General features: G+C 39.8%; 21 protein-coding genes. 7 read left to right on the top strand and 14 right to left on the bottom strand.

The annotated features are described in order from the left end of the window. Positions 1-117 precede the first annotated feature (117 nt). The 7 genes from bioA to Q0058_RS07530 all read right to left on the bottom strand — a co-directional run bounded on the left by bioA (position 118) and on the right by Q0058_RS07530 (position 5489). Entirely contained in the window at positions 118-1389 is a 1272-nt protein-coding gene (gene bioA, locus Q0058_RS07560; protein WP_298222489.1) for an adenosylmethionine--8-amino-7-oxononanoate transaminase, read from the bottom strand. 2 nt (positions 1390-1391) lie between these two features. Continuing rightward, positions 1392-2009: a dethiobiotin synthase gene (gene bioD / locus Q0058_RS07555; protein ID WP_298222487.1), complete on the bottom strand. Its 618-nt coding sequence runs from the start codon at positions 2007-2009 to the stop codon at positions 1392-1394. Between the two features lie 52 nt (positions 2010-2061). Beyond that, the gene (locus Q0058_RS07550; RefSeq protein ID WP_298222485.1) at positions 2062-2670 is read right to left on the bottom strand and encodes a hypothetical protein; all 609 of its coding nucleotides are present in this window, start codon (positions 2668-2670) and stop codon (positions 2062-2064) included. Next, positions 2660-3163 carry an RNA polymerase sigma factor gene (locus Q0058_RS07545; RefSeq protein ID WP_298222482.1) on the bottom strand — a complete coding sequence of 168 codons (504 nt, stop codon included), beginning with the start codon at positions 3161-3163 and terminating at the stop codon, positions 2660-2662. The genes Q0058_RS07550 and Q0058_RS07545 overlap by 11 nt, the downstream gene beginning before the upstream one ends. A 4-nt stretch (positions 3164-3167) precedes the next feature. Continuing rightward, positions 3168-4025, bottom strand: coding sequence for a TraB/GumN family protein (locus Q0058_RS07540; protein ID WP_298222480.1), 858 nt, complete (start codon positions 4023-4025; stop codon positions 3168-3170). Positions 4026-4062: 37 nt separating this feature from the next. Next, the gene (locus tag Q0058_RS07535; RefSeq protein ID WP_298222478.1) at positions 4063-4275 is read right to left on the bottom strand and encodes a hypothetical protein; all 213 of its coding nucleotides are present in this window, start codon (positions 4273-4275) and stop codon (positions 4063-4065) included. 74 nt (positions 4276-4349) lie between these two features. After that, a complete protein-coding gene (locus Q0058_RS07530; protein WP_298222476.1) occupies positions 4350-5489 on the bottom strand; it encodes an 8-amino-7-oxononanoate synthase in 1140 nt (379 codons plus the stop codon). Positions 5490-5660: 171 nt separating this feature from the next. On the opposite strand from Q0058_RS07530, the gene Q0058_RS07525 reads away from it, so the two are divergent. Both Q0058_RS07525 and Q0058_RS07520 read left to right on the top strand, forming a co-directional pair. Continuing rightward, a complete protein-coding gene (locus tag Q0058_RS07525; RefSeq protein WP_298222474.1) occupies positions 5661-6176 on the top strand; it encodes a DUF2975 domain-containing protein in 516 nt (171 codons plus the stop codon). A gap of 2 nt (positions 6177-6178) precedes the next feature. Continuing rightward, entirely contained in the window at positions 6179-6388 is a 210-nt protein-coding gene (locus tag Q0058_RS07520) for a helix-turn-helix transcriptional regulator (RefSeq protein WP_298222472.1), read from the top strand. A 162-nt stretch (positions 6389-6550) separates the two neighbouring features. On the opposite strand, the gene Q0058_RS07515 is transcribed toward Q0058_RS07520, so the two are convergent. The 7 genes from Q0058_RS07515 to Q0058_RS07485 all read right to left on the bottom strand — a co-directional run bounded on the left by Q0058_RS07515 (position 6551) and on the right by Q0058_RS07485 (position 17628). Further along, positions 6551-6832, bottom strand: a complete 282-nt coding sequence (locus Q0058_RS07515; protein WP_298222470.1) for a F0F1 ATP synthase subunit epsilon — start codon at positions 6830-6832, stop codon at positions 6551-6553. Between the two features lie 96 nt (positions 6833-6928). After that, positions 6929-8440: a F0F1 ATP synthase subunit beta gene (gene atpD / locus Q0058_RS07510; RefSeq protein ID WP_298222468.1), complete on the bottom strand. Its 1512-nt coding sequence runs from the start codon at positions 8438-8440 to the stop codon at positions 6929-6931. Positions 8441-8683: 243 nt separating this feature from the next. Next, positions 8684-10189 (bottom strand): G-D-S-L family lipolytic protein, encoded by a 1506-nt coding sequence (locus tag Q0058_RS07505; RefSeq protein WP_298222466.1) that lies wholly within the window; start codon positions 10187-10189, stop codon positions 8684-8686. A gap of 36 nt (positions 10190-10225) precedes the next feature. Further along, positions 10226-13072, bottom strand: a complete 2847-nt coding sequence (locus Q0058_RS07500; protein WP_298222463.1) for a TonB-dependent receptor — start codon at positions 13070-13072, stop codon at positions 10226-10228. 287 nt (positions 13073-13359) lie between these two features. Continuing rightward, positions 13360-15207, bottom strand: coding sequence for a glutamine--fructose-6-phosphate transaminase (isomerizing) (gene glmS, locus Q0058_RS07495; RefSeq protein WP_298222461.1), 1848 nt, complete (start codon positions 15205-15207; stop codon positions 13360-13362). 3 nt (positions 15208-15210) lie between these two features. Continuing rightward, a complete protein-coding gene (locus Q0058_RS07490) occupies positions 15211-16800 on the bottom strand; it encodes a DUF4270 domain-containing protein (RefSeq protein ID WP_298222459.1) in 1590 nt (529 codons plus the stop codon). Positions 16801-16821: 21 nt separating this feature from the next. After that, the gene (locus tag Q0058_RS07485) at positions 16822-17628 is read right to left on the bottom strand and encodes a glycogen/starch synthase (protein ID WP_298222457.1); all 807 of its coding nucleotides are present in this window, start codon (positions 17626-17628) and stop codon (positions 16822-16824) included. A 108-nt stretch (positions 17629-17736) separates the two neighbouring features. Here Q0058_RS07485 and panC point away from each other — a divergent pair, with 108 nt between their 5' ends. The 5 genes from panC to radA are packed head-to-tail and all read left to right on the top strand — an operon-like array spanning position 17737 to position 22558. Further along, a complete protein-coding gene (panC, locus tag Q0058_RS07480) occupies positions 17737-18585 on the top strand; it encodes a pantoate--beta-alanine ligase (RefSeq protein WP_298222455.1) in 849 nt (282 codons plus the stop codon). 12 nt (positions 18586-18597) lie between these two features. Continuing rightward, a complete protein-coding gene (panD, locus tag Q0058_RS07475; RefSeq protein WP_298222453.1) occupies positions 18598-18948 on the top strand; it encodes an aspartate 1-decarboxylase in 351 nt (116 codons plus the stop codon). A gap of 25 nt (positions 18949-18973) precedes the next feature. Beyond that, positions 18974-19993 (top strand): lysylphosphatidylglycerol synthase transmembrane domain-containing protein, encoded by a 1020-nt coding sequence (locus Q0058_RS07470; protein ID WP_298222451.1) that lies wholly within the window; start codon positions 18974-18976, stop codon positions 19991-19993. A 54-nt stretch (positions 19994-20047) separates the two neighbouring features. Further along, positions 20048-21190: an alpha/beta hydrolase-fold protein gene (locus tag Q0058_RS07465; RefSeq protein ID WP_298222449.1), complete on the top strand. Its 1143-nt coding sequence runs from the start codon at positions 20048-20050 to the stop codon at positions 21188-21190. 6 nt (positions 21191-21196) lie between these two features. Continuing rightward, complete coding sequence (radA, locus tag Q0058_RS07460) at positions 21197-22558, top strand: DNA repair protein RadA (RefSeq protein ID WP_298222447.1); 1362 nt, start codon at positions 21197-21199, stop codon at positions 22556-22558.

Raw genomic sequence — 22558 nt, 5'->3', positions numbered from 1 at the left:
TGTTTAAATAAGTTGTGGTTTGTAGTGGAAAACCCTAGCCCCGATAGTAGCGGTTATCCTTTTGTGCCGTTGTTCGGCGCAAAAGATTGAGCGGATAGCGGGATTAAGCTTCCAAAATTACACTATTTCCAAAGCATTTTCGACAACCTGATAGACTTTTTCGAGTTGATTTTGGGCGATGATGTACGGCGGTAAAATGTAGATGATTTTGCCCACCGGACGCATGATCACGCCATTCGCAATAAAGAAATCATAAAGCTTGTTGCGCAAAGTGCCGTAATAACTTTCCTTGTTTTCGGTCTTGATTTCGAGCGCGAAGATCACGCCTAAAACCCTTGTGGTCTTTACTTTTGGATGTGTTTTTATTTTTTCCTGAAAAGCCACATGACTTTTGTGAACACGCTGAATGTTCACTTGCATGGCCTCAGACTGCAACAAAGTTAAACTCGCTAAAGCCGCGGCACAACCGGTCGGATTTGCGGTAAAAGTATGCCCGTGAAATAACGCTTTGTTCGTATCGTCGTCGTAAAAGCCATCAAAAATTTCCTGCGTAAAAGTCGTGATTGCCATCGGAATCGTACCGCCGGTGAGGGCTTTCGACAGACACATCATATCGGGTTGCTGCGTGAGATAATCGCAAGCGAAGGTTTTTCCGGTTTTTCCGAAACCTGTCATGACTTCGTCGGCAATCGTGAAAAGTTGATGGTCTTTACAAATCGAAATGAGTTCGTCGAGGATTTCCTGCGCGTACATGACCATTCCAGCTGCGCCCTGAACTAGCGGTTCGAAAATGAAAGCTGCGCAAGTATTGGTTTGGATGGCGTTAAGCAAAGCTTCTCTACTTTGGGTTTCATTTCCGGAAGTTGGAACAGGAATCCTAATCACATCTATCAGCGAACCTTGAAATGCTTCGGTAAAAAACGAAATGCCACTCGAAGCCATGGCTCCGAAAGTATCGCCGTGAAACGCATCTTCGAAAGCGATAATCTTGGTGCGTTTTTCTCCTTTGTTGTAGAAATATTGCAAGGCGGCTTTGAGCGCAACTTCCACAGCGGTGGAACCGTTATCGGAAAAGAAAATTTTCTTTTGGTTAGATGGCAAGATTTGCATCAGCTGTTCTGAAAGTAATACAGCGGGTTTGTTCGTGAATCCGCCGAAAAGCACATGCTCAAGCGTGGTCAGTTGTTCGTAAATCGCATCAGCTATGACACGGTTAGAATGCCCGAACGGGTTGACCCACCATGAGGCAATCGCGTCGATGTATTCTTTTCCGGTTTCATCCCAAAGCAGTGCGCCTTCGCCTTTGACAATCGCCGGCAGCAATCCTGTAGTTTTGTGTTGTGTGTACGGATGCCAGTGGTATAATTGGTCTTTTTCGGAAAGGTTCATGCTTATAGGTTTTGTAAATTTTCGCGGAAAGTGTCGGCATATTCGGCAACGACATTGGCATCGAAGTACGGTTCATCGTTGATCCTGCCAATCATTTTGATGCCTGTTTTATGAAGGATAATGGATTCTGTAGCTTGGTTTTCATCGCCGTTGAAGATGATTCTCGCGACTTTGATGTTACGCTGACGCAAAGCTTCAATGGTCAATAAAGTATGATTGATGCTGCCGAGATAATGGCGTGAAACCACAATCACTTTATAATCACTTTGGATGAGATCGATGATGCAGTCTGTGTCGTTCAACGGAACCAAAACGCCGCCTGCGCCTTCGATGACGAGATGGTTTTTGGTTTTTGGTTCAACAATATTTATCAAATTGATGGTAATTCCGTCAAGTTTTGCGGCTAAATGCGGACTCGCTGGCGTATGCAAACGATAACTGTTCGGATGGATTTTCGATTGGGTATTTGAAAGATATCTTTCAATCTTGTGGCTGTCAGAATTGTCAAGGTCGCCCGCCTGAATGGGTTTCCAATAATCGGCTTGCAAAGCTTCGGTGATGATGGCTGCGGCGATGGTTTTGCCGACGTCGGTTCCGATTCCGGTGATGAATAATTTCATGGGTGGTAATTTCCGCAAAGGTAAAAAAACCCATCATAAAGATGGGCTTATATTATTCTTCTTTGAGCTCATCAATAACTTTGCGCATTGCTGCGGCATATTTCCCATAAAAATGATGCACCCACCACTCGAGTGCGAAGCCCATATAGAGAATAGAAAAAACAACTATTGAAAAAGTAGTGACTAAAAAAGAAGTACTATTGATTCCTTTGTTGAAAAATTCCGGAATTTCGTAATATAAAATTCCAAAAAGAAATAAAATTAAAAAAGGAATTAAGGCAAAGCCGAAAGTTTTATAAAGTTCCATATTCAAGCGGATTTCGTAATAAGTTTCATATAAGCTATCCTTAGTGTTTAACGTTGTTTTACCCAATGTCAGATAAAATCGATAGAGTTTGACCAAATAATAAATGCAAACGCCTACGAATAGCGAAAACATCAGGTAAAAAATGGCCATACCTTTCGAAGGAAAATTCATAAATAAAGGAATGAATCCCAGAAAAACAATCGATAAAATTTGATAAACAAACTCATTTTTCAAATTTTTCTTGATGCTTTCCAACGGCATATTGGCCGAGTTTATTTTTTCTAATTGTGTGGGAAGTTTTACGTTTTCAGTGTTTTCGTTCTTCCAGGCTGATTGTAAATCGTTAAAATCCATATCCTTGTTTTTTTATGATTTCTTTTAATTTTTCTTTGGCCCTGTTGAGTTTCACGCGAGCATTTCCCTCTGAAATTCCGAGATTGCTTCCGATTTCCTTATGCGAATAACCTTCAAGTTGGTAAAAAATAATCGCTTTGTCTATTTTATCCAATTGCTGCACCGCTTTATAAAAATGTTGCAACTTCATTTCCTGCTCGTCGGCATCGCTTTCTTCTTCTTTAATATTGTCGGATGCCAAATCGTATTTGTCAACTTTGCGCTTTTCCTTTTTCAAAAAAACAATCGAAGTATTAATCGCCACACGATACATCCAGGTCGAAAACTGACTTTCGCCTTTGAAACTATCATACGCTTTCCACAACTGGAGCACCATTTCCTGAAACAAATCTTGTTGATCGTCAGGATTGTCCATATACATTTTGGAAACCTTAAAAAGGATTCCTTTATGGTTCGCAATGCGGGTTAAAAACTCTTGTTCTTTTGCTTTCAAAGCTTTAGTTCATTATTGGTCTTAAGGAATATCCGGCTTGTTTTAATAAGTTGATGACGCCTTTTTCACCTGCCAAATGCGCCGCGCCAAACGCAAAGAAAACACTTTCTTGCTGCATCATTTCGGGCATGGTTTTGACCCATTTTGCATTTCGGTTGTCTAGCAATATTTTTTGGGTGTTGGTCGACATTGAATCTTTCTCAATCATCATTTGATACAAACCATCCACATCTTGATTGGTGTATTGTTTGACCATTTCCGCACACATATTGGCATCTATTTGTTGCAAATAAGCAATCATCTCATCGTCTGAAAAGGATTGGTTTAAAAACTCGAGTTGCTCTGCTACTTTCTCTAAACCCACAACAGGTTTATTGCTTTCATGGGCTTTAGTAATGAATTCCATTTCATAAAATTTCAAATCCGGGCAGCCGAATGATTTCATAAACAGCAAACTCATCACAGTTTCGAGCGTATAACTGTCTAGTTGCGCCAACGTGCCGACTCCGTTTTTTTGCAAGATGCTTTCAAGATCCGCTTTTTGTTTTGCGGTTAATGTTGTGCTTAACGGTGCTTTTCCCATGGCCATTTGTTGTGCTGTCGCCATTTCGTTGGGATCGGCCATATTGATTTCTAAAGCTAATTTTGATGTTTTGGCGAATGCATCGGTTGCTTTGGGCCACATGACAAAATCTTTTCCGCAGATCATGTGAATGGTGCCAAAAAGATACGACGGTTTTTTTAATCCGTTACCTGAAACTTCCCAGAGCACGGAATTTTTGTTGTTGGATGATTGCGCATTTGAAGATAAACTATATCCGAATGCGATAAGTACGAACAGTATTTTGAATAGATTTTTCATGATTGTTTTTTTGATGAATGATTGAAACAGTTGCTGCTTACTGATGCTTAGGTGCCTTTTTAAAGGATAGCGCCATTTTGGCTAAAATCAAAACGGAAATGACGAATAACGGAAATAGGAACGTCGGTCGCGGCGCGTCGGTGGTCAAAAACCTGATGATTGAATAACTCAGGCCGCAAGACGACAAAAACGCCACTAGAATAATTACGGCCACTTTTAATTGCTGCAGTGTTGTAGTTGCTGGTTTCATGATGTTTCGATTTATTGGATTACCGCCCGTAAGTAATCAAACCACCCAAACGTTACAGAAAAATTTGCTTTTATTTAAAGAAGTGACTGAAGACAAGCCATCAGCGAGGAAATTTCTTCTGAAGTGTTGTAGCTGTGAATGCAAAATCGCAGGCGTTCTTGACCTTCGGGAACTGTTGGCGAAAGAATGGCTTTGACATCGAAGCCATGATGCTGGAGTTTTGAAGCGATGGTTTTTACTTTTTCATTGCCCGGAATAATGGCACTTTGGATGGCTGATTTGCTACGAACAAACAACGGCTTCAGGCCCAACAATAGCTTTTGTTGGTTGAAAATATTGATGTTCTTTCGAAGTTTTTCTAACGAAATTTGGTCTTGCTCCAAGGCTTGATATGCCACATAAATAGTCGCAATCGCGTGCGGTGAAAGCCCAGTGGTGTATATAAAACTACGTGCGAAATTAACGAGATAATTTTTGAGTTCATCGCTTCCCAAAACCGCTGCACCGTGGCAACCCAATCCTTTTCCGAAGGTTACAATTCTGGCGAAAATTTTATCCTGAAGTTGCAGGCTTTGGACCAATCCTTCACCATGATTTCCGAAAACGCCAAGTGCATGCGCTTCATCAATCACGATGTGAGCCTCGTTTTTTTCGGCGAGGTTTGCAATCGCTTCAAGATTTGGTGCATCGCCATCCATAGAAAAAACGGATTCGGTGACAATGTAAATTTCGACAAATTGTGTCTGACATTGCATCAGCAACCGCTCTAAATCTTCGTAATCGTTGTGTTGAAATTTATAGGATTTGGCACTTGACAATCGGATGCCGTCGCGGATGGAAGCGTGACATAACTCATCATAAAGAATGAAATCGCCTTTTTGCGGAACGCTGCTGAAAAAACCCACGTTAGCATCATAGCCGGAATTAAAAATCAATGCGGATTCGGCTTGGTGAAATTGGGCGATTTGATTTTCGGCTAAAGTATATAAGGGATGGTTTCCGGAAAGGAGTCGTGAACCTGTTGCCCCATTTTCGAGATAATCACTGTCGATTAAAAACTGATGGGTTTGATGGAAAATAGTTTCCGATTGGGCAAAACCCAGATAATCATTCGAAGCGAAATCGATGTTGGAACTTACTGAAGGCAATTGGCGCTCGGCATTGTTTTGCTTTCGGGTTTCGAGTTTGTCGGATAGGTTTTTCGGAAACTTCATAAGGGCAAAGTTATGGTTTTGGGGATTATATCAGCCACGAATTCACGAATTAAAATCAATAAAAAATCGAGGACATTGTGATTTAAGAAAAAATAAATTATTGTTTTTTATTGCTTTATTATTGTTTATCAATAATTTTTATATATTTGACCAAACTTAAAACACAGAAAAATGAAAAAAATTTACCAACTTAAAACCATCTTAGATGTTGTTATTGTATTCTCGATGATTGTGATGATAGTCAGCCTTCTTGGTTTACTCTATGGTTTGATTACAGGCAACATGTCGAAGATGAATGTTGAAATTGCGGGTCAGAAAATCGAACATTTCGATACCGCTTTCATTTTTGTAGCTTTATTGATGGTCGCGGGTTATGCCCTATTTATCTATGCTGTTTATGAACTTAAGAAACTCATCGCGATGTTTGTGCGAAAAGAGTTCTTTACGGATTTGTCGGTAAAATCTTTGAAAGCTATTGGTATTTCGATGTTGGTGTCTTCATTACTCGTGACTATTCCGGCTTATATTTATGGCGCACTGAACAATGCGACGATTCATTTAACCATGAGTACAATCAAACCGGAGTCGATGGCGTTTTCTATTATCATATCTTTGTTCTTCATTATTTTGAGTTACATTTTTAATGAGGCTAAAATCATTAAAGACGAAAACGAACTTACCATATAAACATGCCTATTGTTTTAAATCTTGATGTGATGCTTGCCAAGCGGAAGATGCGCTCGAACGAACTTGCCGAACGCATTGGGATTACTACGGCCAATTTATCGATCTTAAAAACGGGGAAAGCCAAAGCGGTTCGTTTCTCAACGTTGGAAATGATTTGCAATATTTTGGAATGTCAGCCCGGCGATATTCTGGAATATGTTGAAGATAAGTAATCCCTAGAACGGTTCCCTAGCCCGGATAGTAATGGAAATCCTTTGGTGCCGTTGTTCGGCACTAAAGATTGGGAATGGATAGCCGGAATAGCTCCTGAAAAAAATATTAGAAATAAAAAACGCCTGACAAATGCCAGGCGTTCTTCTTATAATTTATATTCTTTAGTCGACCAAAACGATGACTTTGTTGTCTTTCATCTCGATGGTTCCCGAATCAATTTTTAGGGTGTACGTCTGCTCGTTGATTTTGGTGAATTTAGCAGCGATTTCCTTATCGAATTTGAATCCTGGCGCTGCGATTTTAATGTCGCCCGCTTTGAGTGTGGCAACGATTGGCGCGTGGTGGTTCAGGATCTGGAAACTACCGTCAACACCCGGAAGCGATACTGAAGTGACTTCGCCCTGAAACAATTTGGATTCTGGTGATACTATTTCTAAAATCATTTTTTTTATTTTGGATTTTGAATTTTAAATTTTGAATGAGACATGTATTGGAATTGAGGTTCCAATTCAAAATTCATCATTTAAAATTTAAAATAATTATGCTTCAGCCAACATTTTTTGTCCAGCTTCCACTACGTCTTCGATGGTTCCTTTCAAGTTGAAAGCCGCTTCTGGCAAGTGATCGAGTTCACCGTCGATGATCATGTTGAATCCTTTGATGGTGTCTTTGATATCTACCAAAACCCCTGGAATACCTGTAAACTGCTCCGCTACGTGGAACGGTTGTGACAAGAAACGTTGTACACGACGCGCTCTTGATACCGAAAGTTTGTCTTCCTCTGACAACTCTTCCATACCCAAAATCGCGATGATATCTTGCAACTGTTTGTATTTCTGAAGGATTTCTTTTACTCTTTGTGCGCAGTCGTAGTGCTCAGCACCTAAGATTTGCGGCGTAAGGATTCTTGAAGTAGAATCTAGTGGATCTACCGCTGGGTAAATTCCTAGCTCGGCAATTTTACGAGACAATACGGTTGTAGCATCTAAGTGGGCAAAGGTCGTAGCCGGAGCCGGATCTGTTAAGTCATCCGCAGGTACGTAAACCGCTTGTACAGATGTAATAGAACCTTTGTTTGTAGAGGTGATACGTTCTTGCATCGCACCCATTTCTGTTGCTAAGGTTGGCTGGTAACCTACCGCAGATGGCATACGCCCTAAAAGTGCCGATACCTCAGAACCTGCCTGTGTAAAACGGAAGATGTTATCCACGAAGAACAATACGTCTTTTCCTTGGTCTGAACCTGCTCCGTCACGAAAGTATTCAGCGATGGTCAATCCTGAAAGCGCCACACGAGCTCGTGCTCCTGGTGGTTCGTTCATTTGTCCGAACACGAAAGTCGCTTTGGATTCTCTCATTCCCGGCATATCTACTTTGGATAAATCCCATCCGCCTTCTTCCATAGAGTGCATGAACGCATCTCCGTATTTTATAATCCCTGACTCAAGCATCTCACGAAGCAAGTCATTTCCTTCACGGGTTCTCTCACCTACTCCTGCGAATACGGAAAGTCCACCGTGACCTTTTGCGATATTGTTGATCAACTCCTGAATCAATACGGTTTTACCAACACCGGCACCACCGAACAAACCGATTTTCCCTCCTTTTGCATAAGGCTCAATCAGGTCGATTACTTTGATTCCTGTGAATAAAACTTCTGATGAAGTTGAAAGATCTTCAAATTTTGGAGCCGGTCTGTGGATGGACATTCCGTTTTCTCCTGTTTTAGGCAATTCCCCCAAACCGTCGATAGCGTCACCGATTACGTTGAACAAACGTCCGTAAACGTCTGCACCGATTGGCATTTTGATTGGATTTCCTGTCCCTACAACTTCATAACCTCTGCTCAAACCGTCTGTGGAATCCATGGAAATGGTACGTACGGTGTTTTCTCCAATGTGTGACTGTACTTCAAGTACCAATAAAGTACCGTCTTTTTTAGTGATTTCTAGGGAATCATAAATTTTTGGAAGTTCAACATCCTTACCGTTGAATACTACGTCCACGACCGGACCGATGATTTGTGCAACTTTTCCTATTACTTTTGACATTGCTTATGTATTTATTAAATAGCTATTTAGGTTTGTGAAATCACAGGCGGGAAACACCTCTTTTTTTCGAGTGCAAAGATAAATTTTTAAAATAAAAAATCAATATTATTTTAATAAAAAAATATGTCTTTTTTATTGATTCCTTTATGAATGCTCTTACAACTGATTAATCTAATAAAGTTTATTAAAAATAAAACCATCCTTATGGCAAGGATGGTTTTGTGACTATCAGAAATGCTTCAATTAATTAAGCGTCGCAGGATATTGGACTTTATATTTCCCTAAATCAACGGGTCTGAATGTTGAACCATATTTAGCGTTGATGGCTTCCATGAATTTATTTGCGATTAGTGCGTATCCTCTTGGACTTGGATGAACGCCATCCATTGAGAATGCACCGCCTACAGCATAACTAGATGATAGATGATAATTATCAAAACGAATTCCGCCGTTAAACACTTGACTTAAAACAGCATTTGCATCAACAAAAGCCAAGTTTTTGGAAGTCGCTAATGCCTTAATCGTTACATTGTAAGCATCTGTAGCGGTTTTTAATTCTGCTACTTCGTTTTTAGATAAAACCCATCGATCAGATAATGGTCCTGCAGCAGTACCATTTCCAGCCGCTATAAATGACTGCGCACTTGTTCCTTGTGAGCTTAACACAATGTAGTCTTGACTGGTAGTTAGTCTCATTTTAATCAAAGCTGGATTCAGTGAGGTAATATCAGTAAGATATTCATCAACCATTACGACCGGTTTTTTTTTGCCAGCAGTAAAAACTATGGCTCTTTGCAACCTTTCCTCTTCAGTAATTATCCCTAAATTCTTAGCTGCCTGAAGCCCCCCATTGTATGCCGCATATCCCGCGTTTAATTGATCTGCTTGAGCTTGAGTCAATTCTGGAATTGGATTATATCCAACTGTGGTGAAAAAAGGAATTGTATTTACGTAAGGAATATTAGCGACAACACCCTTTGCGCCAGAAGCGGTCAAACTTTCAACTAGGAAGGTATATGTAGCATCGAACCCAACCCCTGGAGGCCCCGCTGAAGGTGTAATATCGCTTCCGAATACTGGATCTTGAGCGACATTCATTCCGCCAGCCGTTGCATATCCTAAAACATCATTGTTTCCAATCCAAAGTGAAAAAAATGTTGGATTTTGGGCTAGTGCATCTGCCAAAATCGAAGTCCCTGGAGAAGACGCAAAACGAACAAAATATGGATTTGCTGTTGGTGGAACAGCAAAAAGACCGCTGATATTTCCATAACCAGGCGCTAACAAATGAAAACTTTTTGCTCCTGGAACACCCATATTATTGTATGGACCAGCCAAAGACGTTGACGGATCTGCCACTTCGGTGGTAGGTGGCCCTGCAACTGCTGCTGCTGGAGAAGCTGAATTTCCGGTGAAATATAATCTTGGTCCAAAACCAGGTCTTTGTGTGCCTCCAAATAAAATTCCTCCGATATTATCTTTCATGAATGGAATCTTAAATTCTCCGCCGCCAACTAGCGAAAATTGTTGCGCCAATATGTTCGTGTATGACCCTTGCTGTCCCGCTATAAAAAGTGCACCATCGCTATAACCTGCAGTAAGTGAGTTTCCTAGGGCAACATATTTTGTAAAATCAGCCGAGCCTGCAGTAACTGGCACTTCAACAGGTGTTGCGTCGTCGTCGTCGTTACTGGAGCATGCTATAAAGGTTAACGAAACCAATACTAGCCATTTGAAATTTTTTATCATAATTGAAATAATTTTAAATATTGATTTAATGAATAATTAAGGATTGATGGTCAATGATGCATACCATATTTGTCCTATGGCTCCAGCTCCTATTACTTGGATGTAATCTTTTCCAAATATATTGTTCCCTCCTATTTTTAACATTGATTTTATACCTGGTATTGCATAATTAATTTGTGCATCAAAAACGGTGTTTTCTGGAACCATACCGTCGCCAAAATTAGATTCCCATAAGTATTCTGTATTCCAACGTACATTGGTGTTGAAACCAAAATTTTTAAACAATTTATCATTTCCTAATGATGCTTTTACTCTGTGCTTCGGTGTGTTAAATCCGGCTACAAAAGAAGGATCTTTGTCTTGATCAAATTCAAAATCAGCAAAATTATAATTCACACTTACTTCGAAGTCTTTGTATACTTTTTTACCCAATCCTACTCCAAATCCTACTGACGTCACTTGCGTTTGCGAGTTGGTGTAAACATTGTATTCTCTTCTGTCTTTGTTTTTGATAGCAGTCACTGAGTTTGATCCAAGCGTCACATCCTTTACATCTCCATAATAAGGAGCAAGCACTCTGGCTTGATTTAAGAAGTCGTTGTAAATATTATAATACCCATTGATATCGATTGACAAATCATTTTGTATTACGGTGCGATATCCTAATTCAAAAGCTTGAACTCTTTCAGGTTTTACCAATTCAATATTAGCAACTTGAAGATTTAATGCTGCAGTCTCAGCTGTTTGACCTGCTGAAATTGCGTTATCAAATGCTGTTACAGATTCTTTGGTAAAAGAATTTTTATAAGCTCGTGTACCTTCCATTGTTACTTGTGTTGCACCATTTAAAATTGTTTGTCCTTCATCAGAAATAACGCCACTTCCATTAAAATTTTCTCCTCTAATTTCAGAATAGCGCTCTAAGTTATCCGGAGCTGAACCGACTAACGCGTATGGACCAACATCTAAACCAATGTACTGATCTTGAGTTGTTGGATTTCTAAATCCTGTCTGATAAGAAACTCTAATGTTATGTCTTTTAGAAGCACCAGCAGAGTATACAAAAGCCACTCTTGGAGATACAAATCCATCGAAGTTTTGGCTTTTATCGTAACGAATAGAACCTGTAAATTTCAGACGTTCTTCTTTCAAGAACTTTTTGGTTAATTGAGTGTAGATTCCGTATTCGTTATAAGTGATTTTTCCATCGCCGTCAGTAAAGATACTTCCGTTAGAATTCATTTCGTATTGACGCAGCGAACCACCTACTTGAATTTCAGCGAACTTAATTTTGTCTTTAAAATTATAATTGGCATCGGAATGGTAAATTTTTGATTGGTCTTCAAATTTTGCACCTCCTGTAATTGGGTTAGAGTTACCGATTACTTTGTTTAGCGCAGCTTTATATTCTGAGGTTCCAGGCAACAATCTTGTTCCGTTGGCGCCTCCTAAATTGCTCACTGGAATTGGCAAAAGTGGCGTTAAGTTGTAATCCGCAAAATTTCTTGCATATGCAGAAGCTTGACTTGTACTAAAGCCCAATACAGCACTTGACAATTGAAATGCTCTTCCGTAATCAGTAAACCAGTTTGTATTGCTCTTCCATTCTTCATTTACTTTCAAACCAGCAAAAGTCATGTTGTATGAATTTCCAGCATCTTCTGAAGTCATATACCCTCTAACGAAGAAATTGTTTCCTTTTACCTCAATTTTGTTTTGATTCATGAAGAAATTTTTCAAAGCATATCGGTTGGCTCCTTGATAAATTGTATTTCCTGTTCCTACTTTGCTTTGTAAAATAATTTCGAAGTCATTAGCCCAAGGTTTGATATGTAAAGACAAATCAGCTTTTACACTTTTGATTTTATTATCATTCAAATCTTGATCGCGATACCCGGTTCTACTGACTTGTCCTACATTAGGAATGAAAATAGAAGCTTCATCTCCATAGTAGTTTAAACCGTCGTAATTTTGATTGTTTTCATGTCCAACGAGACCTCCACGTACATCTCGATTGTCTGAGGCTATCCATTCGGTAGCTCTCATGATGTTTAAATTGGCTTTACCGGCTATGTATTTATTGAAAGCATGAGCCGCTCGAATTCCGAAATCCCAATAATCATTAGTTCCGGCTGTTTTTTGAGAAGTTTGTCCGTATTTAATATAGGTACTAATTCCTTGGCTTGTGAAAGGGCTTTTACTATTCATAAATAAAATACCATTAAATGCATTCGCGCCATACAAAGCAGAAGAAGCGCCCGGAAGCAATTCGACACTAGCAACATCTAATTCGGAAAGTCCAATTAGATTTCCCAAGACAAAATTTAGAGCTGGTGAGGAATTATCCATTCCGTCAACCAATTGCATGAAACGGGTATTGGCAACTGTTGCAAATCCTCTAGCATTTATAGACTTGAAAGACAAACTACTCGTATTGAAATGTACTTCTTTAAGGTTTTCTAGTCCATCATAATATGTGGCAGCTGTAGAACCCTTAATCTCTTTTAATCCCATTCTTTCAATCGTAACGGGCGACTCTATCACTCTTTCAGGTGTTCTTGATGCAGAAACCACAATTTCATTTAATTTGGTTTCTTCATCGGTCAAAACAATAGTTACCTTTTGATTTTCACTTGTGATTTTCAAGCTTTTATTTCCGTAACCCACACTGGTAACTTCAATGTTAAATGGAAGTTTTGCCGCAGTGCTTAACTTGAAATTACCGTCGGAGTCGGTCGTTGTTCCGGCAGATTCACCAATAACTTTAACATTGGCACCGGGAATGGGTTGCTTGTTACTATCAGTAACAGAACCTGTGATTGTATTCTGTGCATTAATCGTGCAGCAAAAAAACAATGACATGATGAATAAATACAATTTCATTGGGTTTAAATTTTGTTGGTTTATGTAGCCAAAGTACAAATATTTTTATCATTTCGTAAAAAACACCGCTTAAATTTCACAATCCTCAAAATATTAATTCTTCATTGTTTATATGGCATCAAGCCGACTTTTTAAGTTTTTGTTAACGTATTGGCAATATGCTTAAAAAAAATATTATGCGCGCCTATAAAACAAAAACAATATTGAATTAATCACAATAAAAATTTGTTTAAAGTCCATAAAAAAAGCGGGAATAAATCCCGCTTTAAATTATAGAAGTTGCCTTTTTATTCTACTGTAACCGATTTGGCTAAGTTTCTTGGCTGATCTACGTTGCAACCTCTCATCACAGCGATATGGTAAGAAAGCAATTGCAACGGAATCGTAGTCAATAATGGTGATAATGCGTCTGAAGATTCAGGAATTTCAATAACATAATCTGCCAAATCACGCACCTGCACATCGCCTTTAGTGACAATCGCAATGATTTTTCCGCTTCTGGATTTGATTTCCTGAATGTTGCTCACCACTTTGTCATAATGCCCTTGCTTAGGCGCAATAACAATCACGGGCATCTGCTCATCGATTAGGGCAATAGGTCCGTGTTTCATTTCTGCCGCAGGGTAACCTTCAGCGTGTATGTATGAAATCTCTTTTAATTTTAAGGCGCCTTCCAAAGCCACCGGGAAATTATAGCCTCTACCTAAATAAAGACAATTCGGCGCATCTTTAAATTTAGCGGCGATTTCTTTAGCTTTATCATTCGTCTGCAAGGCTTCAAGCACTTTTTCAGGGATGATTTCAAGCTCTTGCAAATACCTGTGGAAATCAGAATTAGACAAGGTTCCTTTCGCTTTTGCCAAACGCAAAGCAATCATGGTCAGTACTGTAATTTGTGTCGTGAATGCTTTGGTAGAAGCTACTCCGATTTCCGGACCAGCATGCGTATAAGCTCCAGCGTGTGTTTCTCTCGAGATTGATGAACCCACAACATTACATACACCAAAGACAAAAGCGCCTCTTTCCTTGGCTAACTTGATAGCGGCAAGACTATCGGCTGTTTCTCCTGATTGAGAAATCGCGATAACGACATCACCTTTGTTAATGATTGGGTTTCTGTATCTAAATTCTGAAGCATATTCTACTTCAACCGGAATTCTGGCAAATTCTTCGATGATGTATTCGGCAACCAATCCTGCATGCCAAGAAGTTCCGCAGGCAACGATTAATATTCTTTCGGCGTTGAGGAATTTTTCGATATTGTCTTCCACACCAGCCATTTGAATAATTCCCTGGTTGGCTAACAAACGGCCTCGGTAAGTATCTTTGATAACGCTTGGTTGCTCATAGATTTCTTTAAGCATGAAGTGATCGTAACCGCCCTTTTCGATTTGCTCAAGGTTCATTTTCAATTCCTGAACATAAGGATCTACCAAAGAATCGTCTTTAATCTTTCTTATTTTCAATGGTTTGTGCAAACGAACGATGGCCATTTCTTCATCTTCAAGATAAATGGCATTTGAAGTATACTCGATAAACGGTGAAGCATCAGAAGCAATGAAAAACTCATCATTCCCAACTCCTATCGCTAAAGGACTTCCCAATCTGGCGACGATAATTTCATCCGGATTGTTCTTGTCGAAAACACAAATGGCATAAGCTCCGACTACTTGGTTGAGTGCGACCTGTACGGCTTTCCCTAATTTTAGGTTGTCTTTTTTCTGGACTTCTTCAATCAGATTAACCAACACTTCAGTATCGGTATCTGATTTGAAAATATAACCTCTCTTAATTAATTCTTTTTTTAACGGCTCGTAATTTTCGATAATTCCGTTATGGATGATGGCCAAATTACCTGAGTTTGACAAATGCGGATGCGAATTGACATCGTTAGGAACGCCGTGTGTTGCCCATCGGGTGTGTCCCATCCCAATATTGCCTTGAGTAGTATTTTCTTTTAAAGATTTTTCTTCCAGATCCGAAACTTTTCCTTTTGTTTTGGAAACTTTTAATTCATTTCCATCAAAAAGCATGATTCCAGCACTATCATAACCTCTGTATTCTAAGCGTTTCAATCCTTTTATGATAATAGGATAAGCTTCTCTAAATCCGATATAACCGACAATTCCACACATAAATTAGTTTTGTTTAGGTTTAGTATAATAAATTTTAAGTTGTATTCTTTTATTCTCCGGTACGTTATTGCCACTTCCGAATAATATGGTTCCCAACGGGTTGATGATCGAAGAAAATGGCATTTCGCTGATGTTATAGGTTGGAGTGGTCGCTCTTAGTTTTTTATTGGCAATGAGATTGATGCTTTCCGTTACCACCAATCCCAACCTTACGTTGGTAGAGTCTTTATTATTGATTAGCGCCCTAATATGATTCGTAATTTTTATTTTATAGGTGCCATCGCTCTTTTTTATGATTCCACCATGAACAGACTTAGCATACTTTGTATTTGATGCTGAGCTCTGGTCCGAATAATAATCAACCAAGGGTCTTTTGTTTTTCAAATCATACAAATAAATACGGTTTGGCTTTTCGGCCAATCCCATGTCGGCATTATTAATATGAAAAGTCAGGCTCGCATCATTCACGAGCCATTTGTTGTCCCGAAGCTCTTTAAGCTTATCGGCTACTCCGTCTCCGTTCGTGTCCGGACCAAAAAGGTCAATAACAGCCATAGAACCATCGCCTCCTTTTAAATAAATATTATCCGTATTTTGAACCAATGTGGATTCGTTATTAAAAAAACCTACTGATTTTCCGTTTAAAAATAACACAAAACTTTTATCTTCTCTTGTCGTTGTCGTGGTAGTCACCCCGTTAACAGTAGTAGTCGTTGTTTTATCTTGTTTGTATTTTATGGTAATTTTCCCGCCTTTAATATTAAGTAACGCCAACCTTCCTTGATCGTCTCCGGAATTTTCTGCACGAAAATACAATCCTCTGAAATATTCTTTAAAAACATTGTTGTTTAATAATTTACCCGATGGAGCCGACATAATTTTAGAGGTAAAAAATGCTGGATCAAGCGATATCTTCATGCCCGGTGCTGAACGGATCGGCTTAGGGTTCTGATCCTCAGCAGTTACTACTCCTGGTTCCTGAAGCTCCGCCGGACTAAATACAAACTGATCATTCTGGCTCGCATCGCTTGAAGTATTGAGCAGCTGCCCTTTTACAACATCAAACTCATGATCCTGATTGCTATAATATTTTTGAGCGCCCGATGTAGGATTCGGGTCTAAATCTCTGATATAGTATTTCGATTCAAAAACCTGTAACTTAATTTTTGAATTTTCCGGCCCGTAAATAGAGTCTAAGGTATAAAGTGTTTCTCCGTTAGCATTGGTCTCTCCTTTTGTACAAAAATAGGGTATCGTCAGCGTAACGCTTTCAATCGCCGGATGTAGTGCCGTGTCAAAAGTAGGGTTTAAGGATGCTGCATCCATTTGCAATTGAACCGCCACATTGGCTGTAGTCTTTCCAAAAGGAGGGTTATTGAAAACCCCTAAGGCATTAATGGGAAGGTCTAAGGTCTCTACTGGTCCGGTTGGCTCATTGCCCGCGACAACGGCATAAGTTTCTGGAGTTCCTGTTTCAAAATTATCACCTCCGATGATGTCTGAACCTAATTCATTCGAATCATTGTCGCACGAAACGACAGTATTGAGTAAGATGGCGAAAAAAAGTGTTTTAAAAAAAATGTTTTTATACATATCCCTTTAATGATGTTTAAATTACAGAACCGTGTTTTTGTAAAAATTCGTGTACGCTTCTGCGAACTGATCTTTGGGTGTGAAAGGTAAAAAAGGTTTGCCTGAAGATTCAATATATTTTGTTAAACTTGGAGACAGGTTATCTGAAGCAATAATTACCGCATCTGAATGACGGATGGCAGTCATCATCACATGGTCATAATCAGGATTGACCAAGTCGGTTACCGCGTCATCTGGAATACCGTCAAATTTAACCTTATTAATCATTTCAACATCAAGGCTCCCATCAAAGGATTGGCTGTAAACCGAAGTGACGATTTTGGTGTCTACAAACAACGCTTCGTCTTTGTAGTAATGTTTCATGTATATCGGAAGCATCGAAGCCAACCAACCATGAACATGAATGATATCCGGAACCCAGTTGAGTTTTTTCACGGTTTCCACAACGCCTTTGGCAAAGAAAATAGCCCGTTCGTCATTGTCTGGATACAAGGCGCCTTCTTCATCAGTAAAAGTAGCTTTACGTTTGAAATATTCATCATTATCAATGAAATAAACCTGAATTCTTTCCTTAGGAATCGAAGCCACTTTGATAATCAAAGGCATATCCAGATCGTTGATGACCAAATTCATTCCTGACAAGCGAATTACCTCATGCAGTTGGTGTCTTCTTTCATTAATATTCCCGTATCGTGGCATGAAAATCCTAATCTGTCCGCCCTGATCATTGATCATTTTGGGTACATCATAAGACATCAAAGAAACTTCATTCTCCGCCAAATAAGGGACCACTTCAGATGATACGTATAATATCCTCTTATCCTCCATATTGTAATTTACTTTTACTAATTGTCAACAAAAAACAGGCAAAATTACAAAAATTTATGCAGGTATTAACTAAAATCTTAAGTTTGCATACTATTCAAGCATCCTTTCATGAAAATTTTCGAGAAACAAGTCGATTTAAATGCCTACCTCAAGTCGATTTCTAAGGCAAATTCCACCATCGGTTTTGTTCCTACGATGGGCGCGCTGCACCACGGACATCTGTCTTTATTAGAAGAATCGATGCTCAACAATTCCTATACGGTCATCAGCATTTTTGTGAATCCGACGCAATTCAACAATCAGGACGATCTCGAAAAATATCCGCGTACTTTAGCACATGATGTCGAAAAAATCAAAACGGTTTCCGACGACATCATTATTTACGCTCCTAGTGTCGATGATATTTATGAAGGCCATACCGTCTCGCAGCATTTTGATTTTGACGGGCTCGAAAACCAGATGGAAGGCCAATTTCGCCCTGGGCATTATGATGGCGTTGGCACGGTTGTGAAAAGGCTTTTTGAAATCGTAAAACCAACCCATGCTTATTTTGGCGAAAAAGATTTTCAGCAATTGCAAATCGTCAGGAAACTGGTTCAGAAATTAAACTTGCCGATTACAGTTATCGGTTGCCCGATTCACAGAGAAAATAACGGTTTGGCTATGAGTTCGAGAAATGAGCGTTTGTCAGAAACTGAAAAAAAACAAGCTGCTGTTATTTACAAAACATTAAAAACAGCTAAAGCAAAATTCAAAATCGAAAGCGCTTTAGCAGTTACCCAATGGGTTTCTAAAGCCTTTGATAAAATTCCAAACATCACTTTAGAATATTTCCAGATTGCCGACGAAGACCAACTTTTGCCGTGCCTCAGAAAAAATAAAACCAAAAAATACCGCGCCTTCATTGCGGTTTTTATCAACGATATCCGATTAATCGATACGATTTCATTACACTAAAATTCCCAAGTCATGCAAATAGAAGTTGTCAAATCAAAAATCCATCGCGTCACAGTCACTGGCGCCGACCTCAATTACATCGGAAGCATCACGATAGACGAAACGCTCATGGAAGCTTCGAACCTCATCGAAGGCGAGAAAGTCTCGATTGTCAACATCAACAACGGCGAACGTTTCGACACTTACGCCATCAAAGGTAACCGCAACAGTGGCGATATTATCCTCAATGGTCCGGCCGCTCGAAAAGTGCAAAAAGGCGACGTGATCATCATTATGTCTTATGCGCTTTTAGAGTTTGAAGAAGCCAAAAAATTCAAGCCCTGGTTGGTCTTTCCGAATGAAAAAGACAACTCTTTAACTTAGTTTCAATCGCACGATGGGAAAAAAAATGCCACAAGATACCGGCACCGACATGGCTTACGAGCCAACTTCTAATACTGTTTCATTTTCAAATTCAATCAAGAAATGGCTGTCGATTCTATTGCCAATAGTGATCGGTATTTTGCTGACTTTGTATACCTACTACAGTTTCACTTCGGCACAAATCGAGGAAATAAAAAGCTATTTTAAAAACGCAGATTATTTTTACATCTGGCTTGCGGCTGGTTTGGCCCTTCTTGGAAATGCCTCAAGAGCGTACCGGTGGAAATTTTCGCTCGAGCATATGGGTTATGAATCTTCGTTTCTGAACAATTTCATGGCGGTCAGCATTGGCTATGTTTTAAACCTTACCGTTCCGAAATCAGGCGAGGTTTCTAGGGCATTGATTGTAAAAAAATACAACAACATCCCATTTGACAAAGGTTTTGGTAGTATTGTAGCCGAACGCATTGTCGATATTGTTTGCCTGCTGTTTTTTATGATGCTCGCTGTTTTTTTACAATTTGACATCGTCCGTTCTTTCATTATCGATAAAATACCCATGTATAAATTGATGTTGATTTTGAGCGTAGGATCGGTGTTTTTGATTGCCGCGGTTTTAGTCTATAAATATTCCAAAGTAAAATGGATATTGGCCTTCAAAGAAAAAATATCGGGGCTTGAGGAAGGCCTGATGAGTATCGTTTATATGAAGAAAAAATGGACATATCTTTTCCATACGGTATTCATCTGGTTTAGCTATATCCTAACTTTCTACATCGCCATTTTTGTGTTTCCCGAAACAAGTTCTTTATCAGTCGATGCCGTCGTGACTTCGTTTGTCGTTGGCAGTATCGCGATCGCTTTTACCAACAGTGGCTTTGGTTCCTACCCTTTTCTGATGGCCAAAATCCTGCTTTTTTATTCGATTTCTGAAACCACCGGAAATGCGTTTGGCTGGATTGTATGGACTTCGCAAATGCTACTCGTGTTAACTTTAGGTTTCCTTTCATTTATATTTTTACCGGTTTTCAACAGAAAGAAATAAATCATTATCTTGCTCACTGTTTTTATCAATGACCAACAAACAAAACAAAAAAGCATGAAAAAAATAGTGTTCTTCCTTTATGTTTTCTGTACTTTAAATGCTTATTCCCAAAAAATTACAGAAGAAGTTTTCTCTCCAAAACTCAACGAAAAAAGAGAAATCACCATAGGATTGCCACCATCCTACCTAACTAGCCCCAACAAAAAATACCCGATTCTGATTGTCCTTGACGGCGATTATTTATTTGATCCTTTTCAGGGCGCGCTCAATTACGGCGCCTATTGGGACGATTTGCCTGAAGTAATTATCGTAGGCGTGAACCAAAACAAAAACAACGAACGCGAAACCGATTGCACCATCGATCAAACCACCGGATTGCCAGACGAAAAAGGCAACCAGTTCTTCGAATTCATTGGCATGGAGCTTATGGGCTATATGGAAAAGAAATACCGTCTCGCTCCGTTTAAAATCATCGCCGGACATGATATCACAGCAGGTTTCCTGAATTTTTATTTGTATAAAGAAAAACCATTGTTCGATGCGTACATTTCGATGAGCCCGGAATTGCCGACGGCCATGGAAAAAAACATTCCGGACCGTTTCAATGCTTTGGATCAACCCATCTATTATTATCAATCGACTGCCGATGGCGATGTCAAAAAAATGCAGTCCAGAATCAGAGAACTTGATGCTGAATTAAAAAAAATCACCAAACCTTCCATCAATTATAAGTTCGATGAATTTAAAGGCGCTTCGCATTATTCGTTGGTGTTGCATTCCATTCCGAATGCTTTGTACCAGTTTTTCTCGGTATATCAGCCCATATCGACTACTGAATTTATAGAGAAAATTTCCGTGCTTCCGTCGGGTTATGTGGATTATTTAATCAATAAATACAGTACGCTTGAAAAATCGTTGAACATCAAAATGCCAATCCGAATCAATGATTTCAAAGCCATCGAAGCCGCTATTCTTAAAAATAAAGCCTATGCCGAATTCGACAAACTCGCCGATTTGGCCAAAAAGAATTACCCAAAAACAATGTTGGCAGATTATGAAATGGCTATGATGTATGAAAAAACCGGCGACCTTAAAAAAGCCGTCAAAGCCTACCAAAGCGCTTTCCAGAAAGAAGAAATCGGTGACCTGACCAAAGACATGATGCTCGACAAAGCCGACGAATTAAAGAACCAGTAACCATCCATGTCAAAAATAAAAACGTCTTTTTTCTGCCAGAATTGCGGCACCCAATATGCCAAATGGCAAGGACAATGCAATGCTTGCAAAGCATGGAACACCATTGCTGAGGAAATCATCCAGAAAGAAGAAAAGGTTGCCTGGAAATCGGCTTCGTCAGAATCTAAAAAAGTAGCCAAGCCTTTAAAAATAAAAGAGATTGATGCGGCTCAGGAAGTACGTATGAATACGCTTGATGGCGAACTCAACCGAGTGCTCGGCGGCGGCATCGTTCCCGGTTCCCTAATCCTTTTGGGCGGTGAACCCGGCATCGGAAAAAGTACGTTGCTGCTGCAGATTTCCCTCAAACTGCCTTATAAAACTTTATATGTTTCGGGCGAAGAAAGCCAGAAGCAAATCAAAATGCGCGCGGAACGCATCACGCCCAGCGGCGATAACTGTTACATTCTGACCGAAACCAAAACCCAAAACATCTTCCGCCAGATTGAGGAAATCGAACCCGAAATCGTCATCATCGATTCGATTCAAACCTTACACACCGAATATATCGAGGCCTCGCCAGGCAGCATTTCACAAATCAGGGAAACCACAGCCGAACTTATCAAATTTGCCAAGGAAACCAATATTCCGGTGATTTTAATCGGCCATATCACCAAAGACGGCACCATTGCCGGACCTAAAATCCTGGAACACATGGTCGATACGGTGTTGCAGTTTGAAGGCGACCGCAACCACGTCTACAGAATCCTGCGTTCACTCAAAAACCGTTTCGGATCGACTGCCGAATTGGGTATTTATGAAATGTTGGGCAGCGGTTTGAGAGAAGTTTCGAATCCGTCGGAAATCCTGATTTCACACAAAGACATTTCACTTTCTGGAACCGCAATCGCTTCGACTTTAGAAGGCATGCGTCCGCTGATGATTGAAATTCAAGCTTTGGTCTCCACGGCGGTTTACGGAACACCACAACGCAGTACGACCGGATACAACGCCAAACGACTCAACATGATTCTCGCCGTTTTGGAAAAACGTGCCGGTTTCCGATTGGGAACCAAAGATGTTTTCTTGAACATTACCGGCGGTATTTCGATAGACGATCCTGCGATTGATCTTGCTGTAGTTGCTGCGATTTTATCCTCGAATGAAGACATTCCGATTGGCGAAGGCTATTGTTTTGCGGGCGAAGTCGGGCTTTCCGGTGAAATTCGTCCAGTGAATCGCGTCGACCAACGCATACAGGAAGCCGAAAAATTAGGGTTCACCACGATTTTTGTTTCGAAATACAATAAGATTTCGTTAAAAAATACGTTTATTAAAATCCGCTTGGTCTCAAAAATTGAAGACGTCGCGGGCGAACTCTTCGGATAA

The sequence above is a fragment of the Flavobacterium sp. genome, assembly GCF_027484705.1.
Taxonomy (GTDB): domain Bacteria; phylum Bacteroidota; class Bacteroidia; order Flavobacteriales; family Flavobacteriaceae; genus Flavobacterium.
The sequence above is the reverse complement of the archived record's forward strand: the minus strand, read 5'-3'. Positions and strand labels throughout refer to the sequence as shown.

Excerpts from the sequence above, each read along its gene's own strand:
- Q0058_RS07530 (WP_298222476.1), bottom strand. The coding sequence starts at position 5,489 with ATGAAGTTTCCGAAAAACCTATCCGACAAACTCGAAACCCGAAAGCAA.
- Q0058_RS07520 (WP_298222472.1), top strand. The coding sequence starts at position 6,179 with ATGCCTATTGTTTTAAATCTTGATGTGATGCTTGCCAAGCGGAAGATG.
- panD (WP_298222453.1), top strand. The coding sequence starts at position 18,598 with ATGCAAATAGAAGTTGTCAAATCAAAAATCCATCGCGTCACAGTCACT.
- Q0058_RS07500 (WP_298222463.1), bottom strand. The coding sequence starts at position 13,072 with ATGAAATTGTATTTATTCATCATGTCATTGTTTTTTTGCTGCACGATT.
- Q0058_RS07505 (WP_298222466.1), bottom strand. The coding sequence starts at position 10,189 with ATGATAAAAAATTTCAAATGGCTAGTATTGGTTTCGTTAACCTTTATA.
- bioA (WP_298222489.1), bottom strand. The coding sequence starts at position 1,389 with ATGAACCTTTCCGAAAAAGACCAATTATACCACTGGCATCCGTACACA.
- Q0058_RS07490 (WP_298222459.1), bottom strand. The coding sequence starts at position 16,800 with ATGTATAAAAACATTTTTTTTAAAACACTTTTTTTCGCCATCTTACTC.
- Q0058_RS07525 (WP_298222474.1), top strand. The coding sequence starts at position 5,661 with ATGAAAAAAATTTACCAACTTAAAACCATCTTAGATGTTGTTATTGTA.
- panC (WP_298222455.1), top strand. The coding sequence starts at position 17,737 with ATGAAAATTTTCGAGAAACAAGTCGATTTAAATGCCTACCTCAAGTCG.
- atpD (WP_298222468.1), bottom strand. The coding sequence starts at position 8,440 with ATGTCAAAAGTAATAGGAAAAGTTGCACAAATCATCGGTCCGGTCGTG.
- glmS (WP_298222461.1), bottom strand. The coding sequence starts at position 15,207 with ATGTGTGGAATTGTCGGTTATATCGGATTTAGAGAAGCTTATCCTATT.
- Q0058_RS07540 (WP_298222480.1), bottom strand. The coding sequence starts at position 4,025 with ATGAAAAATCTATTCAAAATACTGTTCGTACTTATCGCATTCGGATAT.
- Q0058_RS07535 (WP_298222478.1), bottom strand. The coding sequence starts at position 4,275 with ATGAAACCAGCAACTACAACACTGCAGCAATTAAAAGTGGCCGTAATT.
- Q0058_RS07550 (WP_298222485.1), bottom strand. The coding sequence starts at position 2,670 with ATGGATTTTAACGATTTACAATCAGCCTGGAAGAACGAAAACACTGAA.
- Q0058_RS07465 (WP_298222449.1), top strand. The coding sequence starts at position 20,048 with ATGAAAAAAATAGTGTTCTTCCTTTATGTTTTCTGTACTTTAAATGCT.
- bioD (WP_298222487.1), bottom strand. The coding sequence starts at position 2,009 with ATGAAATTATTCATCACCGGAATCGGAACCGACGTCGGCAAAACCATC.
- radA (WP_298222447.1), top strand. The coding sequence starts at position 21,197 with ATGTCAAAAATAAAAACGTCTTTTTTCTGCCAGAATTGCGGCACCCAA.
- Q0058_RS07515 (WP_298222470.1), bottom strand. The coding sequence starts at position 6,832 with ATGATTTTAGAAATAGTATCACCAGAATCCAAATTGTTTCAGGGCGAA.
- Q0058_RS07470 (WP_298222451.1), top strand. The coding sequence starts at position 18,974 with ATGCCACAAGATACCGGCACCGACATGGCTTACGAGCCAACTTCTAAT.
- Q0058_RS07485 (WP_298222457.1), bottom strand. The coding sequence starts at position 17,628 with ATGGAGGATAAGAGGATATTATACGTATCATCTGAAGTGGTCCCTTAT.